Raw genomic sequence first — 25,079 nt, 5'->3', positions numbered from 1 at the left:
TGAGACGTCGAACACCTCCCTCAACGGCACGGGAGCCTCGTGCGTTGCGAACCCCGACGCCTTCACCCGATCGGTGGCCACGCTGAAAAAGCTCACTGACTGCCCAAATGTCTCAGGAGTTGGCAGACGCATCCCTGGAGGGACACGTCTACGTTCAGTCTCTTCTCTTTGAAGTGGCGCTGCCGGTGACGTCCGTGATCGTGGCGGCTCTGAGTGAGGAGACGTCGGAGACGGTGCACGCCCGTCTTCTCGATGAACTTATCTCTTGTGTCAGTGGTGAGTCCCATGGGACCGAGGGCGAGGCGGGTGCGTCCGAACTTGAGATCGACTGTCAGATTGCAGCTCGCGAAGGTATCTGGACGCTCTATCAGGAGTACGCGACCGGCCGCGCGTCGATGGCCCGGATGATCCTCGACGCAGTGGACACCGACCGCGAACGGTTCGAGTGCTTCGACGCCAAGTTGATCGACCGGGTCAGGAAACGGGCGAAACATCGCTGAGTGGTGTCGACGCCGCGTTTCTATGGGAGTCCCGTCGAAGGGTGCACGCGTGGTGCCGGGAGCGAGGCGCCGGGCGGTGAGTTCGGTGACCGCTGACACCGAGTCCCGGGAGGGCCGCCAGGCGGCCCGGGGCATCGATCGGGTTCCGGGGCGACTCAGCCGGCCGGCGGGCCTGAACGGTGAGCGCGACCTGGTCCCGGGCGCGACAGAGCGGCACAGGGTTTTTCCCCCTGTACACAGTACGAGTGAATTAGCCGTTCTTTCCCTGTCGGTGCTGGTGGTGAGCCCTTTACGGTCTTCGAGGGGATCCGGCGGCTGCAGGGGAGGTCCTGCGGGCGGGTGACGGTTGAAAGGCGCACCTGATGTTGGGCTTGGGGAACTCGCCGGACCTGCCCGGGTCCCGGCCGGGCCGCTGTCGTCGGACCAGGGCGGGGGTGTGGGTCGCGGTCGGTGTGGCATGCCTGGCGGGAACGGCGCTGACTGCCGCCGGGTGGTGGGCTGTTGGAAGTATGTCCGCGTGGATGGCGGGCTTCGGTCCGTCCGTCGGCTGCGGGGTGTTGACGGCCTCCTTGGTGCTCCGTGCGTGCGGGGTGAGCGGCCGGGTACGGACGCGTCTGCTGCTGTTGGCAGCCTCTTCTGGGACAGGGTGCGTGTACCGGATCGCCGTCAACGTGCTGTCGACCCACCCTCTGGCGTGGGGGCTGGACGTGCGAACGTTGCGCGGTTGGCTGGTGGTCACCGGAGTGACCATGGCGGTCGGCCTGGGGATGGCCGGACTGGTGGTCGCGGCCGACGCCGGCACGGGGCGGCAGATGTGGCTGCTGCGCGTGCTGGACGGGATCGTCGCAGCCGGATGCGTGTTCATGACGGGATGGCTGCTGCTGCGGGGAGCCGGCGAAGGCTGGCATCTGGAGACGGGAGTGGTCGGCGTCCTCTGGGCGGCGGAAGTCGCCTTCCTGGGGTTCTTGGTCGCTCTGCGCCGTCTCGTCCGGAGCGATCTGCAGGCCACGGTGTGGGTGGCGGTCGTCGGGCTGTCCCTCACGTTGATCGGCGACACCCTGCGGCTGTGGGGGGTCGGCCAGCATGTCCCCGAGGTGATGTCTTCGCGACTGGCCGACGCCTGCGTCACCGCAGGGCTGCTAGTGGTCGCGTTCGGCCCCTGGGTGCCCGGCGGTGCGACCATTCTGGGTGCCGGCCGGCCAACGCTGCGGTTGGGCGTGGAGGGCGCCGCCGCATTCATTGTCCTCACCGTCTGTACCGTCACGGTGCTCGGATTCGTGTTGGACCCCCTTGCCGACCCGGTACCGCTTCTGGTCGGCGGGACGGTACTGCTGGGCCTTTGGGCACGCCGGACGCTCCTGCCGAGCCCGAACGCCGGAAGGGATCACTGACTTCTCGGATGGCGCGATTACGGCGCAGGCCAGGAGTACTTCTCGGATCCCGGGTGCGGGGGGAGGGACGACCGGGCGCTGCGCGTCTCCGGGCCCTCGCGCAGCGCGGCCTCCTGGCGTAGCGCCTTTCGGGATGGGGGGAGGCCGGGGCCGAACCCAACGGCCGCCAGGTCGGCGGAGGGGGCTCAGCCCCCGGGCCTCACCTCATCCCACCGTCGGGTTCGGGGACACCGTGCTGTTCGCTGGCGGAGTGAGGACGGCCTGCGGCTGGCCTGCGGCCGGGGGTGGTGGGGTCAGTTCCTGAGCCGGGAGGTTGGGGGTGGTGGTTTCCTGGGCGAGGACCTGGGTGAAGTCGACCAGGTCGGTTTTCTCCACGGCGGAGATGTGGTTCAGGACGGTGTTGTTGACCTGGTTGGCCAGGGCGCGGATCAGGGTGTTCCTCGTGGTGGTGCGGACGGCTGCGATCGTGGTGAGGAACTGGCCGTTCGTCGTGCGGACGGTGGTGGCCATGTCCGTGTCGAACTGCTTGCCGCTCTCGGCGCTCAGGCGTGACGCGAAGCCCTGCTGTTGGGGTGATGGCTGGTTGGGCAGCGTGATGCCCAACTGGCCGGCAGCGTTGCGACAGGCCGCGTCCAACGCGGCGTCCCCGGCGACCAGCTGCTGCCCGGCGCTCCTGACCGCCTTCGTGGTCCCCTTCTTCAGCGCCTTCTCGCCGACGGGGTACTCCCACAGGCCTGCCGCGCGCACCTTGACCACGAAGTCCCGGTCCGCTGCTGTCAGCGGCCCGGTCGCCGGGTGGGCGACGACCCGCGAGGGTGCGCTGCTGACCTTCTGGACTCCGAGCATGGCGGGGTAGAGGAGGGAACCGAGGGTGAGGCTGACCGCACCACCTATGAAAAGAGTTCCCGCCGCCTTCCGTGAAACGAGCACCGTGTCTCCTGATCCGGTTCATCGGATCCCGCACACACCGGACTTACGGATGTGGGGGTCCGAAGAACCTCTTGGGCTCGTCATGGGTTGGCAAAGAGATCGGGTGGTCGGTGACGGGCCGGCGGCTGTAGGGCCGCTCGACCCTAACTGCGGCTAGAGAAAGGGCCGTTAGGCCCTAGGGGCCGGTTGCCTCACCGTCGACCATGTAGCGGCGGCCGGGAAGGGTCAGGTCCATTCCCGCACCTTCTGGTTCTTCCCGGCTCGTCGACGACACCAACTGATGAGGAGGCCGCCGTTCGACCGACGAGATACAGCAGTCGGCGATCGCACGGGCGCGCCCCAAATCGTGGGCGGTGCGTGCCCGACGGTCGGGACTCGCGGCGAATTCGTTCACCTCAGTTGTGGGCCACTCCCGGCTCAGCGCATCAAGTCGGCCAGGAGGATGTCCAGGACGGCCTCCTCCTCGATCCGCACCCCGAGTTCGGCCAGGGCCAGGGACAGCCCGGGATCCCACGTGGCCTCGGCCGGTGTGCCGCTCAGTGGCGGTGCGAGCGGCGTGGCGGTGACCGCCGTGCGGTAGTCGGCCGCCCTGTAGCGCCAGGGCTGCCAGGGCACCCGCCGCAGCAAGGCCTCGGCGATGCGCACGCCGCCCCAGTCGAAGTCGCCGTGGTAGCGGAGTGTGGAGCCGTGGGTGTGGAGGTGGCGGAGCAGGGTGAGGGCGGCGGCCGAGGGCTGGCCCTGAAGGCAGACCAGCGGCGGGCAGACCGGGCCGTGGGTGTCGGCCGCGGTGGCCAGGACGGTCGGGTTCTCGCACACGTACACGACCGCAGGTGCTGTCCGCGGTGGGATGTGCGTGAGCTGGCGCAGGGTCAGGACGGCCGGCTCTCCGGCGTCGGTCATCCAGTCCAGTGCCGGGGTGCCGTGCAGGCCCAGGGTGAGGACCGTGGAGGAGAGGGCGTCTTTGAGGAGGCCGGCCGAGGCCCAGGCTTCGCGGCGCCACTCGGCTCCGCTGCCGTCCGGGAAGTCGGTCAACGCCCGCACCGCGGACAGGACAACGGTGGCCAGCGGGGTTCCCTCGTCGAGGGCGTGGGCGTCGCCGAGCACCCTGGCCGCGAAGGCGGGCAAGGAGACGGCCGGGTTGGCGGGTAGCTCCTGCAGGACCGTGGTGGTGTTGGTGAGCAACGTTTTCGCTGCCTGTGGGGTGCGGGCGAGACGGCGTACGAGGCCGTCCTGGCGCAACCGGTCTGCCCAGGCGGTCAGTTCGGGCCTCACGTCGGCGAGTGGGGTGTAGGCGTCCTGCCAGGCTTGCGCTTCTCGCTGGCGTACGTCGCCGATTGAAGTGACCGGGCCGGTGAGCGCAGTGATCGCCGGGGCGAGGCCCCCGGGGCTGATGGCGGAGCGGCGCAGTACGGCGTCCACCGCCTCCAGGCGCACTGTCAGCGAGCGTCCGGCACCCGGGCCGCGGCCCAGCAGGCGTTCGGCGGCTGCGCGTTCGGCGGCGGTGGGAGTGGTCAGCGTGACCGGGCCCGTGAGCGGTTCGTCGCGCTCCATGCGGCGGCGTACGCGCTCGACCAGCCACGTCAAGCCGGGGTCGCCGAGCAGGCGGGCGAGGCGGTCGCCGTCGACGTGGCTGGGCTGTTCGGGATCGCCTTCGACCTGGCGGGGCTGATCGCCATCGCCACCGGCGCGGCTGAGCGGTCCGGGATCGCCGGGCGAGCGGCGGATGAGGCCGCCGTCGACGTCGCCGGGCTCTTCGGGATCGTTCACGGCCACAGCGCGTCGTGGCCGGAGACCTGGTCCTCGGCGGGCGTGGCGGGTGTCGCGCCGAGGGGAGTTGGTGCCTGGGCGGAGTCCGTGTCTTCGGTGGGTGCGGCGGGCGTCGAGCCGAGGGGAGTCGGTGCCTGGCCGGACTCCGTGTCCCCGGAGGGCGCGGCCGGTGTCGTGCCGAGGGGCGGCGGCGTCTGGACGGGGACGGTGGCCAGGTGGTGGTCGGGTTCGGTGCCGCGTACGCGCTCACCCCCGTCCCACTCCCACCGCGTCACCAGGACCGCGGCGATCTCGTCGACGCGGGAGAGCTGGGCGATGGCGATGCCGGGGACCTGCGGATAGCAGGCCCATTCGCGTTCGCTGGTCATCACCACGTCCAGGTCGAAGGCGTGCAGCAGGCCCAGGCACTTGGCGCGCGAGTCGTCGTCCACGCCCGCGAAGGCCTCGTCGAGGGTGACCAGACGCGGGGCGTCCGGGGCGGCCGTGGCGTAGTGGGAGGAGGCTGCGGCGAACAGGGGTACGGACACGGCCAGGACGCGTTCGCCACCGGAGGCGGGGCCGGTGGCCGGCACCCAGGCGCCGTGCTGGTGGCGTTCGATGCCGAACTCGTGCCAGGCCCGGTAGTCCAGGGCCGCGGTGAGGACCTCCAGCCAGCTGCCCGCCGTGTCGTCGGACTGCCGGCGGGCGATCTCCGTCTGCAGGAACTCGCCGACCGCCGCCCGGTCCTCGGAAGCCCAGGCGTCCGTGGACTGGCGCAGGCGTTCGCGCGCCTGGGCCAGGCCCGTGGGCGCCTTGCGGGAGGGCCGCCACACCAGGCGCAGTCGCATGCCGGTGGAGGTGGGCCGCTCCTGCAGTTCGGCGTTCATCGCCCGTACCTGGCGTTCGGCGGCCGCGATCAGTTCCTGCAGGGTGCCGGCGACCTCGGTGAGCAGGTGGGTTTCGAGGATCTCGCGTTCGTGTGCGGACAGGATGCGCGCGAGTTCGCTCACCTCGGTGGTGAGGGCCGCGGTCAGTTCGGGCACGGTCCGTCGGTGGCCCTGGTAGACGATGTCGACGACCATGCCGTCCTCGACCATGCGGGCGGTGGCGCTGTGGCCGCCGCGGGAGAGGGCGTCCTGGAGTTTCTTGTACTCCTCGCTGAGCCGTTTCTGGACCCGTTCCCACGCGCCGTCGGAGTCGTCGGTGCCGGACGGGCCCGACAGCTGTGCCTCGATGGCACGGGCGAGCGCGACGGCGGGGGTGGCCGCCCACGGTCCGTCGTCCAGCGGGGGTACGGCCACCTCGGGCAGGGCGACCGTGAGCAGGCCGGTGGACGCGAACCGCTGCAGGGCGGCGATCGCCTCGCCGCGGGAGGCGGCGGCCTCGGTCACGTCCTTCTCCAACTGCTCGATACGGCCCTCCGCACGGCCGACGCGCCGGCCGGCATCGGCGTGCTCCTCACGGCAGTGGCGCTGATCGCGCTCACAGGCGGCCAGCGCCGTGGCTGTGGCGGCCAGGCGCTGCTCCAGTTCCGCGACGGCGGCGCCGACGGTGGAGCGCAAGGTGGTGTGACGTTCGTCGGCGGCGGCCGCCAGGCGCACCGACTCCTCCGCGCGCAGGGCCAGTTCGGCGACCCGGGCGCCGGCCTGCTCCACGTCCGCGCGTTCGTCGGCCACCGCACGCCCGGCATCGGCGTGCTCGCGCAGCGCCGGCCACAGGGCGGCCAGAACGGCGGTGTAGTCCGCCAGCGCCTGGCGGACGGCGGCCAGCGCGGGCCGGTCGGCTGGCAGGTCCACGGCGGCCGCGGCGTCGGTGAGTTCGGTGGCCGCCTCGGCTTCCTGCGCGGCTGCCGCGGCCAGGTCCGCGGAGCGTTCCTCCTGGCGGGCGCGGGCCCGCTGGGCGGCGTCCGCGGCGGCCGCGGCCAGCGCGTGCGCGTGGCGCAGATCGGCGTCGTCGGGGACGGCGGCCAGTTCGGCGTCCAGGGTACGGCGGCGCCGGGCGACCTCGGTCCGTTCGGCCTCCAGTCGCTCCACCTGCCCTGCCAGAGCGCCGAGTTCGCCGCGCAGGGCGGCGATCCGGGCCCGGCGCGCCTCCTCGCGGGCGCCTTCACCCACGTACACGGCGGCCTGCTTCGACCAACTGCCGGTCAGGGCTCCTACGCGGAAGCGGCCGTCCACCGAGACCCAGGTGTCTGCGGGACCGCCGAAGCCCAGGCCCACGGCGGCCAGGAGGCGGGCCACCGTCTGCTCACCCACTGCCATGGCGCGGGCGTCCCCGTGGTCCACGGCCGGTCGCAGCACCGCCTGAAGCGTGCTCCCGGTCAGCGGGGCACCCGGCGACAGCAGGACGTCGTGGCCGCCGGCCTGCAGCACCGTGCCGTCCGGGCACACCCAGGCGTCCAGCAGGCCGGAGACCTCCAACGCCGCCTCCAGGCCCGCCCGTTCGCCGGCGGTGACGTGGTCGTGGAAGTCGACCAGACGCCACAGCGGCGCCCCGGGTGTCTGCTCGCGCAGGCCGGGGGTACGGGTGTGGGGTGGCGTGGGGCCGCGCTGACCGCCGGCTTCCAGGTCGGCCAGCTCCCGTTCGGTCTCGGTGCGCCGCGCCATAAGTTCGGTCAGCCTCTGCCCGAGGGCGGCCGCCCGGTCGGCCAGGTCCGCGGCCCGGGCGCGATGGGCGTCGCCCGTGTGCACGCGCGCGGGCGAAGGACCCCGCAGGTGCGTGACCCAGTCCTGCAGGCCGTCCAGGAGGCCCACCGGATCCTGCGGCGTCAACTCCTCGCAGGCTGCCAGGTGTTCGCGTACGGAGGCGACCAGGGTCCGGCCCGCCCCCTCCGCCGTCGCCTCCGCCCGCGCCTGTCGTTCGGCGGTGTGTCCTGCCTCGGTCTGCGCCTCGTCCAGGCGGCGTGCGGCGGCCCGCCGCTCGCCGGCGGCCTGCTCGGCGCGTGAGACCAGCTCCTCGACGTGGTCGAGGGTGCGCCGCCTGCGCGCCACCGACTCCTCGGCCGCGCGGCGCAGTTCGGGCTCCGGTGCGCCCTCGCTGCGCAGCTGCCCGTCGAGGCGGGCGGCCGAGGCCGCCTCCCGCTCGCGGGCGAGGGTGTCGGCGACCTGCTGCTCGGCCGCCGCAAGCCGCCGGCCGGCGCTCTTAAGACGGCCCAGGGCACGAGTGTGGGCCTGAGCGGCCTGGCCCCGGTCCGCCTCGGCGCGGGCCACCTCCGAAGCGGTGCGACGGGCGTCGGCCGCCGCCTGCTCCAGCTCCCGGGCACTGCGCATCTCCGGGCCCTCGCGCAGCGCGGCCTCCTGCGCCTTCAGCCGCGCGGCGGACTCCTCCAACTCCCCGATGCGCTTCGTGATGTGCTCGCGGTCCTCCTCGGCCTGCGACCGCTCGCTCTGGGCCTGCGCGAGGTCGCGGCCCAGCTGTTCGTAACGGGCGTGTTCGTGCCGGGGCAGCCGGGCGCGGCGGCGGGTGGCGACGCGGGCGTAGCGACGGTAGTGGTCCAGGAACGCGGAGGCGGCCCGCTCGGCCTCGGTGGCCGCCCGCAGCTCCTCCTTCTCCTCGTCAAGGGACCGGAACGCCTCGGCCACGTCGGCGATCACCGCCTGGTCCATGGGCGGCAGCGCCTCGGTCAGCGCACGCGACAGGGCCGCCTCGTTGGGCCGCTTCGACAGCTGCGGCTGGCGCAGCTGGATGAGCAGGTCCACCAGGGCGGCGTAGCGCTGCTCGCCGAGCCCGAACAGTGCCTCGTCGACCGCCCTGCGGTAGGCGGTGGCCGTGTCGTAGACCATGCCCCGCCCGATGACCGCGTCCGCGAGCCGGTCGCGTGACAGTGCGGTGCCGGTGGCGTCCAGCAGGTTCAGTTCCGCTCCGACGCGCTGGTCGGTGACGGCGTACCAGTGCCGGGCGATGCCCCGCCCCGCCACCGCCTTCAGTCCGCAGGCCAGGGTGAGGAAGCGGTCCTGTCCTGTGGCCTCGTCATGGCGGCCGAACTCGATCCAGGTGTAGCCCAGCCGCTCGGGGTGCGGGTGCTGCCCGCCCAGCAGCAGGTTCCACTCCATGCGCTTGCCCGGGTCGGCGTCCGGCTCGACCCGGCGCGCGGACAGGTCGCCGTCGAGGAGGAAGGGCAGGGTCAGGGCGAGGACCTTGGACTTGCCGGTGCCGTTGTTGCCGCGCAGCAACAGCCGCCCGTCGCGGAACCAGAACTCCTCGGTGTCGTAGTAGAACAGGTCGACCAGGCCGATGCGCAGCGGCCGCCACCGGCCGGGCGGGGGAGTGGGCAGGGCGGTCACGTCTCTCACGCCTTTCGCTGCGCGGTGCGGGCACCGGGAATCCCCGGCTCTCGTACGACGGTGTCGCCGACCGCGTAGCGGGCCAGCGCCGGCAGCGGCAGGACGCCACCGGGTGCGGTGGTGACCAGGCCCAGTGCCGTCAGCTTGGCCAGTGCCAGGTCGACCAGCTCCCCTTCGGCACCGGGCTGCCGGGCGTTCTTGGACCAGAACCCACCGTGTTCCTGCGCCAGTTCCCGCACCCGGCGTTCCAGCTCACCGTGGCCGACCGCGCCGGTCGCGGCTGCCAGGTGCTCGGCGATCAGCAGGGTGACGTGTCCGTGGGTGCCCTGCTCGGGCATCCGTACGTCGGTCAGGTCATCCAGCGGGTCGACCATGGCGATGCCCTCGGCCCGCACCTCCGCCACCAGGCCGGTCAGTTCGGTGATGCGGGCGGTGATGAAGGCGCGCTGCCGGGTGAGGTAGACGAGCTCCTCGTCGCTCAACTCGGCGTAGTACAGCACCGGATCGTCCAGCAGGCGCCGGGTCAGCCGCTGACGGATGGCGCGGAAGCGCAGTTCGTCGCTGTCCAGGGCGCTCTCGGCGGTCAGCTCGGTCAGCCGTTCCTCGAAATCCCCGGCAGCGATCATCGACGGGCCGCGGCGAGCGGCGAGCAACCCGGCCAGAACGCGGCGCTGGACGTCGTAGAGCACATCGCCCGCCCCGCTGACATACGCGTCCTCGTCCCCGGCCACCCGCCGCAGCACGCCGTAACGGATGAGCAGCCGTACCACCGCCGCCAGATCCAGCCGCTCGTCACGCCGCTCCAAAGTGAACTCGATGCCGGCGGCGACCAGATGGGGATCGGCGGCATCGAGCACCACCTGCTCGGCAAGGCGGCCGAGTGCGATCTGCGCCTCGCCCCGCTCCAGTGCGGCCAGCGCCAGGCACAGCAGTACATACCGGCGGCGGGTGAAGGGGGCGCGGGTGCGGGTGGCCTCGCGCGCCGGATGCGTCGGGTCGGCCAGAGTGCCGGGGGTGCGGCCCAGGCGCGCCGCCTCCGCATCCACCCTCAGCGGCCAGCCGGTGTTGCGGTCGAACCAGTCGCGCAGGTCGCCGGCATGCCGGCGCACCAGCCGGAACTCATCCGCGTACGGGCCGTGCGCGAGCAGCAACGGCTCCTTGAGCAGGGCGCGGGCGGCCTTGTGGAACTCGGCGGTGCGCCGGCCGTCCAGCACCTCGCCCAGGGGCGTGGTCATCGCTCCCCTCCCGTGTACATGTCGTCGGCGCGCACCTGACCGCTTCGGGTGAGATCGGTGATCTCGACCAGGTGGTCGGGGCCGCGGAAGGTGCCGCCGGGGGTGTGGATCTCGGCCGTCGTTCCGTCCGCCAGGGCGGAGAGCCGGATCTCCATCGTGCCGTCGTTGCTGGTCGCCACGGTGGCCGTCATGCCGGGCCGCCAGGTGGCCAAGGCGTCACCCAGCAACTGCAGGAACAGGCCGAAGGCGAGCGGGTCGAGCTCGCCGAGCGCGGACAGCCGCGTCGTGCCGCCCGTGGCGAGGCGGGCGCGGGCGGCCGTGATCTCCTGCGCCTGCCGGGCGGCGATCTCCGCCAGACGCCGCCGATCCTGCGACCGGTCCTGCACCCGGCGGGTCCTGCCACGCCGCTCGTAGCTGCCGGTGCGGCGCAACTGCGGGCTGATGCGCAGGGGTTCGGCCTCGGCCCAGGGCATGGAGGCGGGCACCGGGCGGGCGGCCCGCCCCTCCAGGGTGTCCGCGTCGACGGTGAGGTGACGCGCGGGATACAGCCCGAACGCCGCCCGCCACAGCCGGTGGCGCGCCGCGTCGTCAGGAGCCTCGGCGAACCAGCGGGCCAGCGTGCGAAAGTCCGCCGAACGGTCCGAGCGCCCCGCCCGCCGCTCGTTCAACTGCCGTACGACCGCCAGGAGCTGTGGAATCGCGCCGAGAGCACGCCCCCGCAGCAAACGGGCCTGCGACTCGCGCCCGTCCGCCGACACGAACCAGGCCGCGAGCCCCGACCACTTCGCCACCCACCGCGCGTACGCCTGCGCCTCGGCGCTCTCGGCCTCGTCCGGGGCGGCATCGGCGGCCTCTCGTGCCGCGGCCAGTCGCAACAGCGCCCCGACCTGGTCCTGGTCCTCCAGCTCACCGATGATCAGGGCGATCCGCCCGCCCAGGGTGATCAGATCCTGGATGAACCGCTCCAGGTACTGGATCAGCCTGTCCTTGTAGGCGAGGAACACCTCGACCTCGACATCGTGCAGATCGATGGTGCGCTGCAGGGAGCCCATGAACGCCCGTGCGTTCTCCGCGAGCGCCTCGAAGCGGCCGGTCAGGGCGGACAGCGCCAGATGAGCCTTGGCCGCGTCCGGCTCACCGTCCTCCTGCTCGGCGGCTATCACCAGCAGCGCCCGCAACTGGGTGACGATGTCCTGAAGGGCCACCGCCTGCAGGGCGCCGCGCCGCCCCAGCGCCTCGTCGTAGGCGGACAGCGCGAGTTCGGCGGCCTCGCCGGCCTGGGTGAGCTGATAGATGAAGCGTTTGCGGTAGAAGTCCTCCACCGCGGTGACCCGGGAGGTGTCCGGATCCGCCCGCAGATTGCCCCACTCCACGAGGCTGTCCAGCGCCTTGACCACCGTGTCCAGCTCGGCGGGCCGGTGCTCAGGCGCCAGCGCTGCGTGCACGTCCTCGGGCCGCAAGTGCACCGCGAAGCGCTCCTTGGCGGACAGGAACGCGCCCATCACCCGGCGGTAGAGGGCGGCGTTGGGCACGGTGAGGTGAGCGAACGGCGCGTACCCGTCCCGTGCCGATCCGGAAGGCGTCGAGGTCATCGTTCGGCATTGTCCCTGACGGGCCCGCTCGCGGGGGAACCGTGGCCTGGGTGTCACGCATAGTTATCGGTGGCGGACTGTCGCTAGGCGTGATCGCACGCCCGGGCCGGTGAAGAGACGGCGATCCCGGGCGTTTCGCGTACCGTCGGCGCAGATACCGGTTGCCACGCGCCGTCACAGGTGTGCCGAGGCCTCCTCCTGCAACAGCGCGGAGATCTGGTTGGTGTCGTCGAAGATGCGCAGGATGCCCTGGATGTCAGGGGCGGTGGCGGAGTTGACGAGTACAACGAAGATGACCAGATGACCGTCGTCGGTCAGCAGGTAGCCGGCCTGGCTCTGGTCCGCCACGTCGAGCTGGCCGTTGAGCCGGTCCAGGCCGATGACGGTTCCCGGTTTGGCGAAGACCTTGCCTCTGGCCGGGCAGTGGGTGCAGGAGATCGCGTTCGAGCCGTCGACCCCCAGGATGGGCAGCGACAGCCGGAAGGCGGTCGCATCCGGGGTGTGCAGCCAATAGGCGAGAATCTGGGCGAGGCCGACCGGGGTGGCCTTCTCTGTCGCGTCGCCGCCGCGCCCGTCATCGAGTTGGAACTGCCTCGGGTCGATGTGCGCGACCTTGGTCAGGAAGTCGTGCTCGACCCCGAATCCGCCGGCGAAGCAGTCCTTGCTGCCGCGCAGCCCGGCCATGTTGCACAAGGCCAGGTTGGCGCCGAGGTTGTGACTGACCTTCAGGATCAGCTTGGCGTACTGCCGGTAGGGCGGGGAGACATAGGCGGCCACCCGCGCATTGTGGTCGTAGGAGGCGGGCAGTTTGCGCTCCGGGTTCGGGCCGGTCTGCCGGGCGCTGACGGTGACGCCTGCCCGGCCGAGCGCCTCGATCAGCGCGGTGCGGCCGAAGGCGTTGGGATCCTGGACGGGTGAGGTCCTCAGGACGGGCTTCGTCCCGGCCGCGATCTGACCCGACACGGTGATCTTGGTGCCGTCCGGGGAGGCCTTGACCGTGATGTTCGTCGTGGCGCCGGCGGCCACCGTCTTCACCTTGAAGTCGACGCTGTACGGCTTGACCTGCGGGCGCCAGAACAGCTTGGCCGGGTGCCCGGCGGTGGTGGGGGTGGTCAGCAGGTCGATGAGGTTGTCGTTGATGATCAGAGGGGTGGGCTGCGGGTCCAGCTCCGGGGGCGTGAAGATCCTGGGATCGACGACGACGTCGCCCTGAACGCGGGTGATGCCCGCATGGCGCACCTGCCGGGCGATCTGGTCCACACCGGCGAGCGGGTTCTCCGGGGTGAGCGTGGCGCCGGGTAGGTCGTTGGCGGACGTGTGGTCGACGTTGGTGTAGTCCACCGAACCGTCGGGCTTGGTCCGCCCGCCCATCGTCAGGTCGCCCTGGGCGACCAGTGCCAGGTTCCCCTTCAGTGTCGAGCCGTGGCGCGTGCCCGCCGCGTACACGGGTGTGGTGAATCGGTGGTCGGGGCCCAGGCTGTGCCAGGCGGCCGAGAGGGTGACGAGTTTGGTGTCCGAGCCGGGGACGAAGGACTGTCGCGCGAACTGGGAGTGGATCACCTGCCCGTTCGAGGGGTCGACCTCGTAGACGCCCCATTGCGCACTCTCGTAGCCGGGCTTGTGCATGATCGCCTTGACGGCGGGCGGGAGGTCGCTGACGTGCCCCGTTTTGGGTGCGCGTGCCGGCGCGGCCGCCAGCGCCGCGGGAGCGGTGACGGCCACGCCCGCCAGGGTCACGAGCGTCGCGCAGGCTGCGGCCCAGGGGCGCAGCCGGCTACGGAACATCGATTTCATGCACACCGCCGATTCGAGAAGCAGTACAAACCGAAAAAGACATGAGGTATACGGCAATTCGGCAGAATCGTACGAGCCAGGGCTCACTCACCTTCCGGGTCCACTCCCCGATGACGGCATGTCGGGCGCAGATCATCCCTTCAGCCGAGCACGGCCGAGCCCACGCCCCGGGCCGCCGCATGGAGTCGGCCGCGTCGTAGAAGGGCTGTGGGACGACGATCGATCCGCCGTGCACGGTCGCCGTCCAGCGGCCCTCCCGCGCCGTGGCGACCCTGGTGCGAACGTAGGAGAGGGTGTGGTTCCGGGGCCGGCCTCTGCTGCTTCTGATGATCTTTTGTCGAACCACCCGGGCAACCGGAAACGTTCGTGACAGTCGCGGCTGACGTCAGCGGTGGGGCCGGTGGGGTGTCGGCGCTTCTGACTGCCTTCGTGGTCCCCTTCTTCAGCGCTTTCTCGCCGACGGGGTACTCCCACAGGTCGGCCGCGCGCACCTTGACCACGAAGTCCCGGTCCGCTGCTGTCAGGGGGCCGGTCGCCGGGTGGGCGACGACCCGCGAGGGTGCGCTGCTGACCTTCTGGACTCCGAGCATGGCGGGGTAGAGGAGGGAACCGAGGGTGAGGCTGACCGCACCACCGCGGCGGCCGGGAAGGGTCAGGTCCATTCCCGCACTTCTGGTGCTTCCCGGCTCGTCGAAGACACTGTCGGACAAGGAGGGCGCCGTACATCCGAGGCGGTACAGCAGCGCGCAGAGGTGACTTCGGAGGTCGCCCCGAACTGTCCATGTCCCGGACAGTCGTAGGGTCGTGTGCATGACCGACGACCAGCAGCACGAGCGAGCAGTGGTGGGCGCCTGGGCGAGGATCGAGGCGTGGCTGGAGCAGCATGCTCCGCGCTCCTACCGTATGCTACCTCCGCCCGCTCCGGAGGCCGATGTCCAAGAGGTCGAGCAGGAACTCGACCTCACCATCCCGTCGGGCCTCAAGGCCTTCTACCGTCTTCACAACGGCACCGGTCACCCCGGGGACTTCGGCTGGACAGCCGAACCCGAGACCGGGCTTGCCCCGCAAGGGCAGGGAACTGCCTGGCTGTTGCCGATGAAGCACGCGCTCCCGCCAGTGCAGCATCTGCCCACCTGGGACGAAGGCCCCCACACCATCGGCCGGCCCGCCGACCCAGCGATGCGATACCTCGCCTTCGCCGCGACCGACCGCAGCGGCCTGTATGGGCTGTTCGCCGACTGCACGCCAGGGCCGGGCTACGGACGGATCGGAACCTTTGAGGAGGCCGGCATTCCCGAACTGGGCGTTTGGCCGTCGTTCGCCGACTACCTCATCGAAGTCGCCGACGCACTGTACGAGAACCGGGGCGTGGAGTACGCGGACGGCCGCCAGGACACCACCGTGCCCGGTCTTGTCGATCAGGCCCTGGTGTGGGACGGCCCCGTGTATCCGCTGGACCCTGACTGGACGCGCTTCGGGTAGCGCGGTGGCCGGAACATCGCACGGTGCTCCGGCCACAGGATCGATCAGTCAGCCGTCAGTTCAGCCGATCTTCTTCCACGCGCACACCGTGTCGGCGTTCTTGCAGTGCTCGAATCCCGGATCGCTGATGAAGAACCCGTCCTTGTCGAGCAACCGCATCTGCGGGACGAACTGGATGCCGAGGTCGCGGAACGCGCCCTCGTTCTGGTCCTGCGGGACGGAGGCGCGGCCGCACTTCTCGTTCCACTTCGGTCCGGTGTAACCGTTGCGGTTCTCGGCGAGCAGCCCCCATGTTCCGCCGGTCATGGGCTTCGTGTAGAGCTGGGCGCAGTCGTTCCCCGAGTTGACCTGGTTCAGGCCGCCCGGCATGCCGCCGCTCTCGCGGGTACTGGCGGGCGCGTATTCGTCGCACGACCCGCTGGGGGTGGCCGGGTTCGGGGTCCAGCTGCTTGGGCAGACCTTGCCGCGGCTCTTGGTGTTGGTCCAGTCGCCTCCGTTCGGGTCGGCGTTGTTGCCGGGGCCGAGGTAGGTGACGAGGGAGTCCCACTTCCGGCTGCCGGGGTGGGAGGGGAGCTTCTCCTGGATCAGCCAGTAGTAGGCGCCGGCCGCCGGGTACAGGTTGGTGTCGACCGTCCAGGTGGGCTTGAAGTACGGGAAGACGCAACCGGTCTTGATGTTGCCTCCGGCGATGTCGTCGCAGCGCGGCGCCAGTTCCCGGATCCGTACGTCGCCGCTCGTGCCGAGGCTGGTCTGGGCGTGGGCGTCCCCGGCGTCGACGGACCCGAGCAGGCTCCAGCCGAGGTCGAACTGCTCCTTGCCGGTGCCGTTCCAGATCGTCTGCGTTTTCGCGGTCATGGCGTACTGGGCCCCGACCTGGCCGACTGTCCAGTGCGGCGTGGTGTTGAGGCCGTCGCTGCTCGCCCACTTGACCTGGGAGCCGGTGCAGTCCGTGCAGTTGTCGCCCGGCTGCCAGGTGAGGTGAACGCCCTCGGTGGCGGCGTCGATCTGGGTCGGGACCACGGTGAGCTGTTGGTCGAACTCCGCCCGGTCCGTGCCGGTGTCCGACTTCTTGTTGTACAGCTTGATCTGTTGGGACAGCGCGAACGTGGCCGTGCCGAACCTCGGCAGGTCATCGGCGTCGACGAAGATCAGAGTCGCATAGCCGACGTTCTTCAGGCACGCCTCGGTCCGGTTCATGTAGTCCTTGCCGTCCGCTTTAGCGGCGCACCACGTGACGAGATCCGCGCCCCGGAGAGCCTGCCTGGTCGCCCTCTTGGCGACCGCGGCGTCCTGGGGAGTCGGTGCCTCACGGCTGATCTCGATACAGACCTTGCGTCCCTGGACGTCTGGAGCAGAGCACTTACGGCCCGAGTCCTTGCCGCGCAGCCCCGTGACCGGACCGGGATCGGTGCGAGTGAACTCGATCGGCGTCTGCGCGAGCGAGTCGATGGCGGAGGTGGTCTGCGGTGCCGGGAAGGTGACGTACGGCTTCTCGGCCGGAGGAACGCTGATCTTGAAGGTGGAGTACGGGGACCAGTCGCTCTCGTACACCTTGCTGGTGGCGTCGTAGCCGGAGGAGCGGACCGCGTAGGTGACGCCGTCCTTGAGTTTCCCCGCCGGAACCGTCACAGAGGCCGGTTTGCCGGCGGTCACTTCGCCGGAGACCAGAACGCCCCACTGGTTGTCGTCGGTCAGTTTGACGACGGTGGCGGTGGGCTTGCCGCTGGAATCAGTGGTGTGGACCTCGAAGGTCGCGGTGGTCTTGTGTCCGCTGGGGGCGGTGACCGTGTTGCGCAACGTCGGCGTGGTGGTGTCCGTCTGCCAGACGTTGTTCGTCTTCGTGAACGGCGGGCCGACCTCGGGGCCGTTGGGCGTGTCCGGCTCGGCCGCCGCGACTGCCCGCGCGCCTGGACTGTGTACGTGAGGTGGACTGTCGGGATCCGCCGCGTAGCTGGTGCCGGTGACGCCCGAGCCGATGACGATCGCGAGGATCGCGCCGAGGGCTAAGCGACGTCTCCTGGTGGTGGGGGGTATCAACCTGTGACCTCTCTATGGGAACAACAGTGCGATATGACCCCACCAGGTCACCGGAGCGAGAACCATGGTCAAAATCACGGTTTGAATCGCGAGGGAAAGAGATGAGCCATCGCGGAAGCCCGAACGGCAGGCTGTCTGGAGCGCCGGCGGGGGCCGCGACCGAACTGGCGGCCCGACGCAGGGTTGTGGCCCCCGACCGGCAACCGGCCCCTCACATTGGCGGATTGCCGTGCTTTCGTTCCGGCAGGCTCACGTGCTTCGCGCGCAGCATCTCCAGTGAGCGGATCAGGACCGTTCGCGTTTCGCCCGGGTCTATCACGTCGTCCACCAGGCCCCGTTCCGCGGCGTAATAGGGGTGCATCAGCTCGGACTTGTACTCCTTGATGAGGCGGGAGCGGGTGGCGTCCGGGTCGTCCGAGGCGGCGATCTCGCGGCGGAAGACGACGTTCGCCGCGCCCTCCGCTCCCATCACCGCGATCTCGTTCGTCGGCCAGGCGTAGGAGAGGTCGGCGCCGATGGAGCGGGAGTCCATGACGATGTAGGCGCCGCCGTACGCCTTACGGACCACCAGGGAGATGCGGGGGACCGTGGCGTTGCAGTAGGCGTAGAGGAGTTTCGCGCCGTGGCGGATGATGCCGTTGTGTTCTTGGTCCACGCCGGGGAGGAAGCCCGGGACGTCGACCAGGGTGACCAGCGGGATGTTGAAGGCGTCGCAGAACTGGACGAAGCGGGCCGCCTTTTCGGAGCTGTTGATGTCCAGGACGCCGGCGAGGGCGGTGGGCTGGTTGGCTACCAGGCCTACGACGTGGCCGTCCAGGCGGGCCAGGGCGCAGACCACATTCTGGGCCCAGCCCTCGTGTACCTCGAAGTAGTCGCCGTCGTCGACGATCTCCTCGATCACCGTCCGCATGTCGTACGCCCGTTGGGGGTCCGCCGGTACCAGGGACGTCAGGGCTTCCGTGCGGCGGTCCGCGGGGTCGCCCGTGCGGGAGACCGGGGGGAGTTCACGGTTGTTCTGGGGGAGGAAGCTGAGCAAGTGGCGTACGTCCGCCAGGCATTCGGCCTCGTCGTCGTAGGCGAAGCCAGAGACGCCGGAGAGGGAGGAGTGGACGTCCGCGCCGCCCAGGCCGTCGTGCGTGATCTTCTCGCCGGTCACTGCCTGGACCACGTCGGGACCGGTGATGAACATCTGGGACGTGCCGCGCACCATGAAGACGAAGTCGGTGAGGGCGGGGGAGTAGGCCGCGCCGCCCGCGCAGGGGCCCAGGATGACGCTGATCTGCGGGATGACGCCCGAGGCGCGTGTGTTGCGGCGGAAGATGCCGCCGTAACCGGCGAGTGCCGTGACGCCCTCCTGGATGCGGGCGCCGGCGCCGTCGCTGAGGCCTACGACCGGGGCGCCCGCCGCCTCCGCCAGATCCATCACCTTGTGGATCTTCTGGGCGTGCGCCTCGCCCAGGGCGCCGCCGAAGACGCGGAAGTCGTGGGCGTACGCGAAGACCGTGCGGCCGTGGACCAGGCCCCAGCCGATCACCACGCCGTCGCCGTGCGGTTTGCGTTCCTCCAGGCCGAAGCCGGTGGCACGGTGCCGGCGCAGGGGCTCGATCTCGGTGAACGTGCCCTCGTCGAAGAGGAGTTGGAGCCGCTCGGGCGCGGTGAGCTTGCCCTTGCCGTGCTGACGCCGGGTGGCCTCGGGGTCGGGGCCGCGGCTCAGCTCCTCCTTCAGCCGTTTCAACTCGTCGGTGGAGCGCCGTAGATCGGGGGCCGGGGCGAGGGTGAGCAGTTCGTCGAAGGTCGTCATTGCCGCAACGTAGGGCGGCGGCCTTGAAGGGTACGGTACGTCCCCTGGAGCGCCGCTTGAGAGACCCGGGCCCGATGGGAGGCCCCCGGTGGCCCCGAGTCCGTGGTGGCCCTCATGTGGTCGGGCGGCCGGTCGCTGGTGGTGACCCGTCGGCTGTCGGCGCATTCCGTCCGCATTCCGTCCGCGGTCTGTCCTGTGCGTGGTCGCTGCTCGCCCGCCTGCGACCCGCCGATCCCGCACGAGGCCGATCGGCCGGCCTTCGTCGGCGTCCGGGCGGCGGGCTCTCCGCAGATCTCTCGGATAGGGTGGGCCACCTCTGAGTCGGTTTGCCGATGCTCAGAAAGCAGAACGTGCCGACACCCACCACCGAGTTCGGGTCGTCGGCACGCCCGCGCCCAGGCCAGTCCCAAGTCCCCCGGGGTAGTGGCACCTGCCCTCAGTCCGCCGTCGCCGGATGCAGGGCGTGGTCCGGGTCGCCGGAGAGGACTGCCTGGTGGAGGTCCTGGAGGGCTGCTGACGGTTCCAGGCCCAACTCGTGGACCAGGGAGCCGCGCAGGCGCTGGTAGGCCTCCAGGGCTCGCCAGCTGCCGCCCGCGCGGTGCAGGGCGCGCATCAGCTGGGCGCAGAAGCCCTCGTGGAGGGGGTGGCGGGCGGCCAGGACGCGCAGTTCGGGGACCACCTCGGCGTGCCGGCCGAGCCTGAGGTCCGCCTCGATGCGGCGTTCCAGGGCGGTCGTGTGCTCCTCGTTGAGGCGCAGGACCTCCAGCTCCAGGACCGAGCCGGCCGGTACGTCGACCAGGGCCGGGCCCTGCCACAGGGCGAGCGCGCGGCGCAGCAGGTCGGAGGCCGTGCGGTAGTCGCCGAGTTCGAAGGCCGTACGGCCGTCCTCCGAGCAGCGCTCGAACTCGTGGGCGTCCACCTGGCCGGGCTGCACCCGCAGGAGGTAGCCGCCGAGCCGGGTGACCAGGACGTCCTTGGCGTCGAGCAGCGGGTCGTCGGCGAGCGCGGCGGCGATCTTGCGCCGCAGTTGCAGGATGTACGTCTGCAGAGTGGTGGAGGCGCTCCGGGGGACGTTCTCGCCCCAGATCTCCTCCATCAGCGTCGGGACGCCCACCACGCGGTCGGCGTGCAGGGCGAGCAGCGCCAGCAGTTGACGGGGCTTCGCGGCGGTGGGCACCACCGGGATCCCGCGCTCGTGCGCGGCGAGCGACCCCAGGACCTTGATCTCCATGTGTGTCTCTCCCCCTTGGGTGCGGCCGCCTGGCGATCCCCGTGGCGACCCTTACGGAGTCAGGTCACGAGACTGGCATCCGCACCCTCGCGCGCCCCAGTGAGTCACGCATGCGCTCAATCATGAAAATGTCATGGGTGCCCTGTGAACGTGGCACTGCCCGCCGGGGGCCGCCCCACCCCAGACTCTCGAAGCAGACGCCGACGGACGTTCGAACCGGCTCAAAATGTTCGCACCGGTTCAAAACGTTCGATCCCAACTCGCGTCCCTGCAGCACTCGTTCCACTCAATCGCTCGTTCATCACAGGGGGTAACACATGAACGTCGTAGCAGCTCGTGAAGAGCTTTCGAACGAAGAAGTCCTCCGGTTCGCCGAGCTCGCCGCCCGTACCGGTCTCGAACCCCAGCTCGCCGGCCGCTTCGAGGCCGATCCGGCCGCCGTTCTGCGTGAGTTCGGTCTGTCGGAGGGGGAGGCGCGGTACGTGACCGGCGGGAGCCGTTCCGTCGAGAGCCTCAGCGGGGCCGGGGTGACCGTCTCCTCGGCGAGCTGGTGCGTCTGCTGGTCTCCCACCGGACCGTCCCCGCTCGCCGTCGGCGAGGCTGAGTGAGCGGGAGCGACACCCCCGCTCCGGAGCCCTTCGTGGCGTTCAAGCGCCATGTGCGGGCCGAGACGGTACCGGGGGAGGCCGTTTTCCTGTGGTCCGACAAGGACGTGACGGCGGTGCGGGGAGCGGGAGTCGAGACCCTGGCCGCCCTGCTGGACGGCAGTCGCACCCTGCCCCAGCTGCTGCGGGAGGCCGCGGCGGCGATGCCCGTGGACGAGGCCGGGCGGCTGGTACGGCGCCTTGCCGAGGCCAACCTGATCGGATACCGGCCCGACGGCCGGCGCGCGGAGGAGGCCGGCGCCGAGGGTCGGTCCGCGGAGGCCTACTGGGACCGTGCCGGTCTCGAGGGCGCCGCGGCCCAAGAGCGGGTCAGGGGCACACCGGTGGCGCTCGTCACCGTCGGTGACGTGGACGGGGCGGAGGCGCACGCCGCCTTTCGGGCGGCCGGGATCAGCACGGTCCCGGCCGACATCCACGCCCATGCCAACTCCGACTTCAACCCCAACGCCAACTTCAATTCCGACTCAAACTCCGACGCCTACACAGACGCCCCCCTCACACTCGTCCTCTGCGACGACTACCTGCACCCCAGCCTCCGTCCCCTGGCCGCGCGTCTGCGCGGCCGGGGGCGGCCCTGGCTGCTGGCCAAGCCGTTCGGGGCCGAGCCCTGGACGGGGCCGGTGTTCGCGCCCGCCGAGGACGCTCCGTGCTGGGGCTGTCTGGCACACCGGCTGCGCGCCCACCGGCGGGCCGAGTGGGAGGTGCGCCGGGTCCTCGGGGCCAACGCCGCCGTGGCCCGGCCCGCGCCGTCGCTGGCCGCCGTACGCGCCCTGGGACTGCACAGTGCCGCCCTGGAGGCGTCCAAGTGGCTTGCGGGAGTGCGGTGTCCGGAGCAGCGGGCGGTGTGCACTCTGGACAGCCTCACCCTGCGCAGCACCCACCATCCGGTGACCCGGCGTCCGCAGTGCCCGGACTGCGGTGACCCGGGGCTGGTGGCCGAGCGGACGCGGCGGCCGGTGGTCCTGGTCTCCAGACCCAAGGCGGCAGGGAGCGGCAGCAACGACCGTGCCCTGTCCGCCGAGCAGATGCTGGAGCGGCACCGTCACCTCGTCGGCCAGCTCACCGGCGTGGTGACCGACATCCGTCCGCTGCCCGGACTCCCCGAGGGGCTGCACGCCTACGACTCCGGGCACAACCTCGCCCTGGGCGGTCACTCGGCCGCCGAACTGCTCAGGGTGCTGCGAGCCCGTAGCGGGGGCAAGGGCGTGACCGCGGCCGAGGCGCGGGCCAGTGCGCTGTGCGAGGCGGTGGAGCGCTTCAGCGCCTCCCGGCAGGGTGATGAACTGACGGTCCGTGACACGTTCGCCGGGCTGGGGGAGCGGGCCGTCCATCCGGACACCTACCGGCTCTTCCACGAGCGGCAGTACGGCGACCGGGAGCGCTGGAACGCCACGCACGGGCCCTTCCACCGGGTGGGCCGGCCCTTCGACACCGGAGAGGCCACCGAGTGGACGCCCGTGTGGTCGCTCACCGGGCGGACGCATCGGCTGCTGCCCACCTCCACGCTGTACTTCGACGCCTCGCCGTGCGGCGCCGCCGACGGGCTGTGGGCCGACTCCAACGGCAACGCGGCCGGTTGCAGCCTGGAGGACGCCGTGCTGCAGGGGTTCCTGGAGCTGGTGGAGCGGGACGCGGTGGCCGTGTGGTGGTACAACCGGCTGCGGGTGCCGGCCCTCGACCTGGACGCCTTCGACGAGCCGTGGCTGGCCGGACTGCGGCACGCCTTCGGCCGGGCGGGCCGTACGGTGGCGGCACTCGACCTCACCACCGACCTCGGCGTACCGGTCGTGGCCGTCGTGTCCAGACCCGCGCCTGACAAGGACCCCGATTTCGTCTGCGGCTTCGGCGCGCACCTCGATCCACGGCTCGCGCTGCGCCGGGCCCTGACCGAGGCGGCCCAACTCCTGCCGTGGCCACAGCCGATGCCCGGGGGGACGCTGCTCGCCCAGCCGCAACTCGATCCGGATCCGGGCCAGTCGGGCAGGCGGCCCGGTGACTGGGCGGGTTTCCCCCGGCACGGGGATCTGCTCGACGACGTGGGGGAGATCTGCGCGCTGGCCTCCCGGCACGGTCTGGATCTGATGGTGCTCGACCAGACACGGCCGGACGTGGGGATTCCGGTCGTGAAGGTTGTGGTGCCCGGACTACGCCCGTTCTACGCCAGATTCGGGCCCGGCCGCCTCTATGAAGTGCCGGTGCGTCTCGGCCACCGGGCACATCCCGTCTTGTTCGAGGAACTGAACCCCGTCCCACTCCCCGTATGACTAGCTGCACGTATCACATATCCCTCTTGCCGTGCCGTTACGGCCTATAGTTCAGTCACAGATCTTCCCGAATCCCACACGCGGATTCGGTGCGGACGGGCAGCATCCGGGATCCCTTTCGGGCAACCGGATGCTTTCCCTCCGTATGCCGTTCGGTGAGGATCCGGATAGGGGGAGTTTGTGATGCGGAGCCCTGTCTCAGGGGCGAGACGGCAGTCGGGCCGGTTCGAGGTCCCGGCGCCGCGACTGGCACAGGGGATCAGCATCACGGTCATCTCGGGCTTCGGCGTCATCACCATGCTGAACGTCCTGGACGCGGTCTCCAACTACGTGGGGCTGGCCATCTGTCTGGGCCTGGTACTGAGCCTCTACGCCCTGCAGTTCATGGTGACCTCGGCCGGCGCCCGCCAGTGGTCGGCCCGCCGCCGCGGGACCGCGCTCGTCGTCCAGGCACTGCTGACCTTCGTCCCCATGGTGTGGATCGGGGTCGCCTGGGGCAGCATGGCCGGACCACTCGGCGGATCGATTCTGCTGCTGCTTCCCGCACGGTTCGCCTGGCCGCTCTACGGCACGGTCACCCTCACCATCCTCGGCTGGTCCCTCTCCGCGCACGTCCCCGCCCTGGAAGTCGGCTACTTCGCCATCTCCACCGCGCTGACCGGCCTCGTCATCTACGGACTCACCCGGCTGACCGACCTGGTCCGCGAAGTCCACGACACCCGCGCGGAGATGGCCCGCATGGCGGTGACGCAGGAGCGGCTGCGGTTCGCCCGCGACCTGCACGACCTGCTGGGCTACAGCCTCTCCACGATCACGCTGAAGAGCGAGCTGATCCACCGCCTCGTCCCCGTCAACCCCGAGCGGGCGCGCGAGGAGGTGGCCTCCGTCCTCGGCGTCTCCCGCCAGGCGCTCGCCGACGTACGGCTGGTGGCCAGCGGTTACCGGGACATGTCGCTGGAGGCCGAGGCGGCCTCGGTGGCCGAGGTGATGGCCGCGGCCGACGTCCGGGTCGAGGCCGACGTCGACTGCGGCCGGCTGCACCCGCTCGTGGACACCGTGCTGGCCACTGCCCTTCGGGAGGGTGTCACGAATATCCTCAGGCACAGCAAGGTCCAGTCATGTGCCATCACGGCTGCCGTGGAGGGGGAGACGGTACGGCTGACGCTGGTCAACGACGGTGTGGTGCCGCAGGAGACGCCCCGGGACGGGGGTGGCGGAAGCGGCAGCGGTCTGGGCAACCTGTGCACCAGGCTCACCCAGATCGGCGGCACGCTGACGGCGGAGACCACGCGGGACGGGCGGTTCCGGCTCGTCGCCGAGGCGCCCGTCCGGCCGGTCACCGTCGACGCCCCCGACAGCGGCGGGAAGCCGAGCGCGTCCGTCGCGTGACACGCGGGAGAAGGGCACGGCGAGCGGTACGAGCACGGGCACGGCGCGGGCCAGGCACGGCACGGGCACGCTCACGGGGGAACAGGGGGAAGAACGAATGCTGTCGGTGAGAATCCTGCTGGCCGAGGACGTCCATATGATCCGCGGCGCGCTGGTGGCGCTGCTGGAACTGGAGCGGGACCTGGAGGTGGTCGCCTCCATCGACCGGGGCGATCTCATCGTCAAGACGGCGCTGGAGGTGCGGCCCGACGTGGCCGTCATCGACATCGACCTCCCCGGCACGGACGGGCTCACCGCGGCGGCCGAGCTGCGGGCGAAGCTGCCGGAGTGTCGCAGTCTGATCCTCACGAGCCTGGGGCGGCCGGGGACCCTGCGGCGGGCGATGGCCGCGCAGGTCTCGGGCTTCCTGCTGAAGGACTCGCCGCCGGACCGTCTGGCGCAGGCGGTGCGGACCGTCGCGCAGGGCGGGCGGGTCGTCGATCCCGAACTGGCGCTCAGTGCGTGGGAGGCGCCGGAGAACCCGTTGTCGCCCCGGGAGACGCAGGTGCTGCGCCTGGCCGCGCGGGGAGCGGACGCGGCCGAGATCGCGGTGGAGCTGTATTTGACCCCGGGGACCGTGCGGAATTACCTGACGGCGATCGTGGACAAATTGCACGCGCGGAATCGGGTGGACGCGATTCGCATTGCCGAGGAAGCCGGCTGGGTTCCGTAGAGGGCTGGGTTCTCTGGAGTGCCGGGG

The 25,079-nt window shown here is 71.0% G+C and carries 16 protein-coding genes and 1 pseudogene; 7 read left to right on the top strand and 10 right to left on the bottom strand.

The genetic code is table 11. From position 1 onward, the window contains the following. The first annotated feature begins 107 nt into the window (after nt 1-107). Together ACWCQ1_RS43265 and ACWCQ1_RS43260 are read left to right on the top strand one after the other, a co-directional pair. A complete protein-coding gene (locus ACWCQ1_RS43265; protein WP_451029016.1) occupies nt 108-500 on the top strand; it encodes a hypothetical protein in 393 nt (130 codons plus the stop codon). Nucleotides 501-1,150: 650 nt separating this feature from the next. Next, the gene (locus ACWCQ1_RS43260) at nt 1,151-1,891 is read left to right on the top strand and encodes a hypothetical protein (protein WP_451029015.1); all 741 of its coding nucleotides are present in this window, start codon (nt 1,151-1,153) and stop codon (nt 1,889-1,891) included. A gap of 204 nt (nt 1,892-2,095) precedes the next feature. On the opposite strand, the gene ACWCQ1_RS43255 is transcribed toward ACWCQ1_RS43260, so the two are convergent. The 7 genes and pseudogenes from ACWCQ1_RS43255 to ACWCQ1_RS43225 all read right to left on the bottom strand — a co-directional run. Then, nucleotides 2,096-2,785 carry a DUF4142 domain-containing protein gene (locus ACWCQ1_RS43255; RefSeq protein WP_451029017.1) on the bottom strand — a complete coding sequence of 230 codons (690 nt, stop codon included), beginning with the start codon at nt 2,783-2,785 and terminating at the stop codon, nt 2,096-2,098. A gap of 453 nt (nt 2,786-3,238) precedes the next feature. After that, entirely contained in the window at nt 3,239-4,588 is a 1,350-nt protein-coding gene (locus ACWCQ1_RS43250; RefSeq protein ID WP_451029014.1) for a TIGR02679 family protein, read from the bottom strand. Next, the gene (locus ACWCQ1_RS43245; protein WP_451029013.1) at nt 4,585-8,850 is read right to left on the bottom strand and encodes a TIGR02680 family protein; all 4,266 of its coding nucleotides are present in this window, start codon (nt 8,848-8,850) and stop codon (nt 4,585-4,587) included. Before ACWCQ1_RS43245 ends, ACWCQ1_RS43250 begins: the two co-directional genes overlap by 4 nt. A 5-nt stretch (nt 8,851-8,855) precedes the next feature. Next, entirely contained in the window at nt 8,856-10,085 is a 1,230-nt protein-coding gene (locus ACWCQ1_RS43240; protein WP_451029012.1) for a TIGR02678 family protein, read from the bottom strand. Then, complete coding sequence (locus tag ACWCQ1_RS43235; RefSeq protein ID WP_451029011.1) at nt 10,082-11,677, bottom strand: TIGR02677 family protein; 1,596 nt, start codon at nt 11,675-11,677, stop codon at nt 10,082-10,084. The genes ACWCQ1_RS43240 and ACWCQ1_RS43235 overlap by 4 nt, the downstream gene beginning before the upstream one ends. A gap of 174 nt (nt 11,678-11,851) precedes the next feature. After that, on the bottom strand, nt 11,852-13,462 hold the full coding sequence (dacB, locus tag ACWCQ1_RS43230) for a D-alanyl-D-alanine carboxypeptidase/D-alanyl-D-alanine endopeptidase (protein WP_451029010.1): 1,611 nt from the start codon (nt 13,460-13,462) through the stop codon (nt 11,852-11,854). Nucleotides 13,463-13,881: 419 nt separating this feature from the next. Further along, nucleotides 13,882-14,133 (bottom strand): annotated as a pseudogene (locus ACWCQ1_RS43225) (hypothetical protein); the annotation flags it as partial. Between the two features lie 148 nt (nt 14,134-14,281). On the opposite strand from ACWCQ1_RS43225, the gene ACWCQ1_RS43220 reads away from it, so the two are divergent. Next, complete coding sequence (locus ACWCQ1_RS43220) at nt 14,282-14,953, top strand: SMI1/KNR4 family protein (RefSeq protein WP_451029009.1); 672 nt, start codon at nt 14,282-14,284, stop codon at nt 14,951-14,953. Nucleotides 14,954-15,013: 60 nt separating this feature from the next. Here ACWCQ1_RS43220 and ACWCQ1_RS43215 read toward each other — a convergent pair whose 3' ends face one another. The 3 genes from ACWCQ1_RS43215 to ACWCQ1_RS43205 form a co-directional block, all read right to left on the bottom strand. Beyond that, a complete protein-coding gene (locus ACWCQ1_RS43215; protein ID WP_451029008.1) occupies nt 15,014-16,990 on the bottom strand; it encodes a hypothetical protein in 1,977 nt (658 codons plus the stop codon). Nucleotides 16,991-17,201: 211 nt separating this feature from the next. Next, complete coding sequence (locus ACWCQ1_RS43210) at nt 17,202-18,791, bottom strand: acyl-CoA carboxylase subunit beta (RefSeq protein ID WP_358606580.1); 1,590 nt, start codon at nt 18,789-18,791, stop codon at nt 17,202-17,204. A gap of 436 nt (nt 18,792-19,227) precedes the next feature. Further along, on the bottom strand, nt 19,228-20,022 hold the full coding sequence (locus ACWCQ1_RS43205; protein ID WP_133048870.1) for an AfsR/SARP family transcriptional regulator: 795 nt from the start codon (nt 20,020-20,022) through the stop codon (nt 19,228-19,230). Nucleotides 20,023-20,339: 317 nt separating this feature from the next. Here ACWCQ1_RS43205 and ACWCQ1_RS43200 point away from each other — a divergent pair, with 317 nt between their 5' ends. From ACWCQ1_RS43200 to ACWCQ1_RS43185, 4 genes are all read left to right on the top strand, one after another. Continuing rightward, nucleotides 20,340-20,630, top strand: coding sequence for a hypothetical protein (locus ACWCQ1_RS43200; protein WP_133048869.1), 291 nt, complete (start codon nt 20,340-20,342; stop codon nt 20,628-20,630). Between the two features lie 32 nt (nt 20,631-20,662). After that, the gene (locus ACWCQ1_RS43195; protein ID WP_451029007.1) at nt 20,663-22,951 is read left to right on the top strand and encodes a TOMM precursor leader peptide-binding protein; all 2,289 of its coding nucleotides are present in this window, start codon (nt 20,663-20,665) and stop codon (nt 22,949-22,951) included. Between the two features lie 183 nt (nt 22,952-23,134). After that, entirely contained in the window at nt 23,135-24,340 is a 1,206-nt protein-coding gene (locus ACWCQ1_RS43190; protein ID WP_133048867.1) for a sensor histidine kinase, read from the top strand. Between the two features lie 97 nt (nt 24,341-24,437). Next, nucleotides 24,438-25,052 (top strand): response regulator transcription factor, encoded by a 615-nt coding sequence (locus ACWCQ1_RS43185; RefSeq protein WP_133048866.1) that lies wholly within the window; start codon nt 24,438-24,440, stop codon nt 25,050-25,052. Nucleotides 25,053-25,079 lie beyond the last annotated feature (27 nt).

The organism is Streptomyces sp. NPDC002144 (assembly GCF_053593695.1).
The sequence above is the reverse complement of the archived record's forward strand: the minus strand, read 5'-3'. Positions and strand labels throughout refer to the sequence as shown.

What these genes read in the sequence shown, in the direction of transcription:
- ACWCQ1_RS43240 (WP_451029012.1), bottom strand. Translation starts at nt 10,085, where the DNA reads ATGACCACGCCCCTGGGCGAGGTGCTGGACGGCCGGCGCACCGCCGAG.
- dacB (WP_451029010.1), bottom strand. Translation starts at nt 13,462, where the DNA reads ATGTTCCGTAGCCGGCTGCGCCCCTGGGCCGCAGCCTGCGCGACGCTC.
- ACWCQ1_RS43200 (WP_133048869.1), top strand. Translation starts at nt 20,340, where the DNA reads ATGAACGTCGTAGCAGCTCGTGAAGAGCTTTCGAACGAAGAAGTCCTC.
- ACWCQ1_RS43205 (WP_133048870.1), bottom strand. Translation starts at nt 20,022, where the DNA reads ATGGAGATCAAGGTCCTGGGGTCGCTCGCCGCGCACGAGCGCGGGATC.
- ACWCQ1_RS43190 (WP_133048867.1), top strand. Translation starts at nt 23,135, where the DNA reads ATGCGGAGCCCTGTCTCAGGGGCGAGACGGCAGTCGGGCCGGTTCGAG.
- ACWCQ1_RS43265 (WP_451029016.1), top strand. Translation starts at nt 108, where the DNA reads ATGTCTCAGGAGTTGGCAGACGCATCCCTGGAGGGACACGTCTACGTT.
- ACWCQ1_RS43185 (WP_133048866.1), top strand. Translation starts at nt 24,438, where the DNA reads ATGCTGTCGGTGAGAATCCTGCTGGCCGAGGACGTCCATATGATCCGC.
- ACWCQ1_RS43220 (WP_451029009.1), top strand. Translation starts at nt 14,282, where the DNA reads ATGACCGACGACCAGCAGCACGAGCGAGCAGTGGTGGGCGCCTGGGCG.
- ACWCQ1_RS43210 (WP_358606580.1), bottom strand. Translation starts at nt 18,791, where the DNA reads ATGACGACCTTCGACGAACTGCTCACCCTCGCCCCGGCCCCCGATCTA.
- ACWCQ1_RS43235 (WP_451029011.1), bottom strand. Translation starts at nt 11,677, where the DNA reads ATGACCTCGACGCCTTCCGGATCGGCACGGGACGGGTACGCGCCGTTC.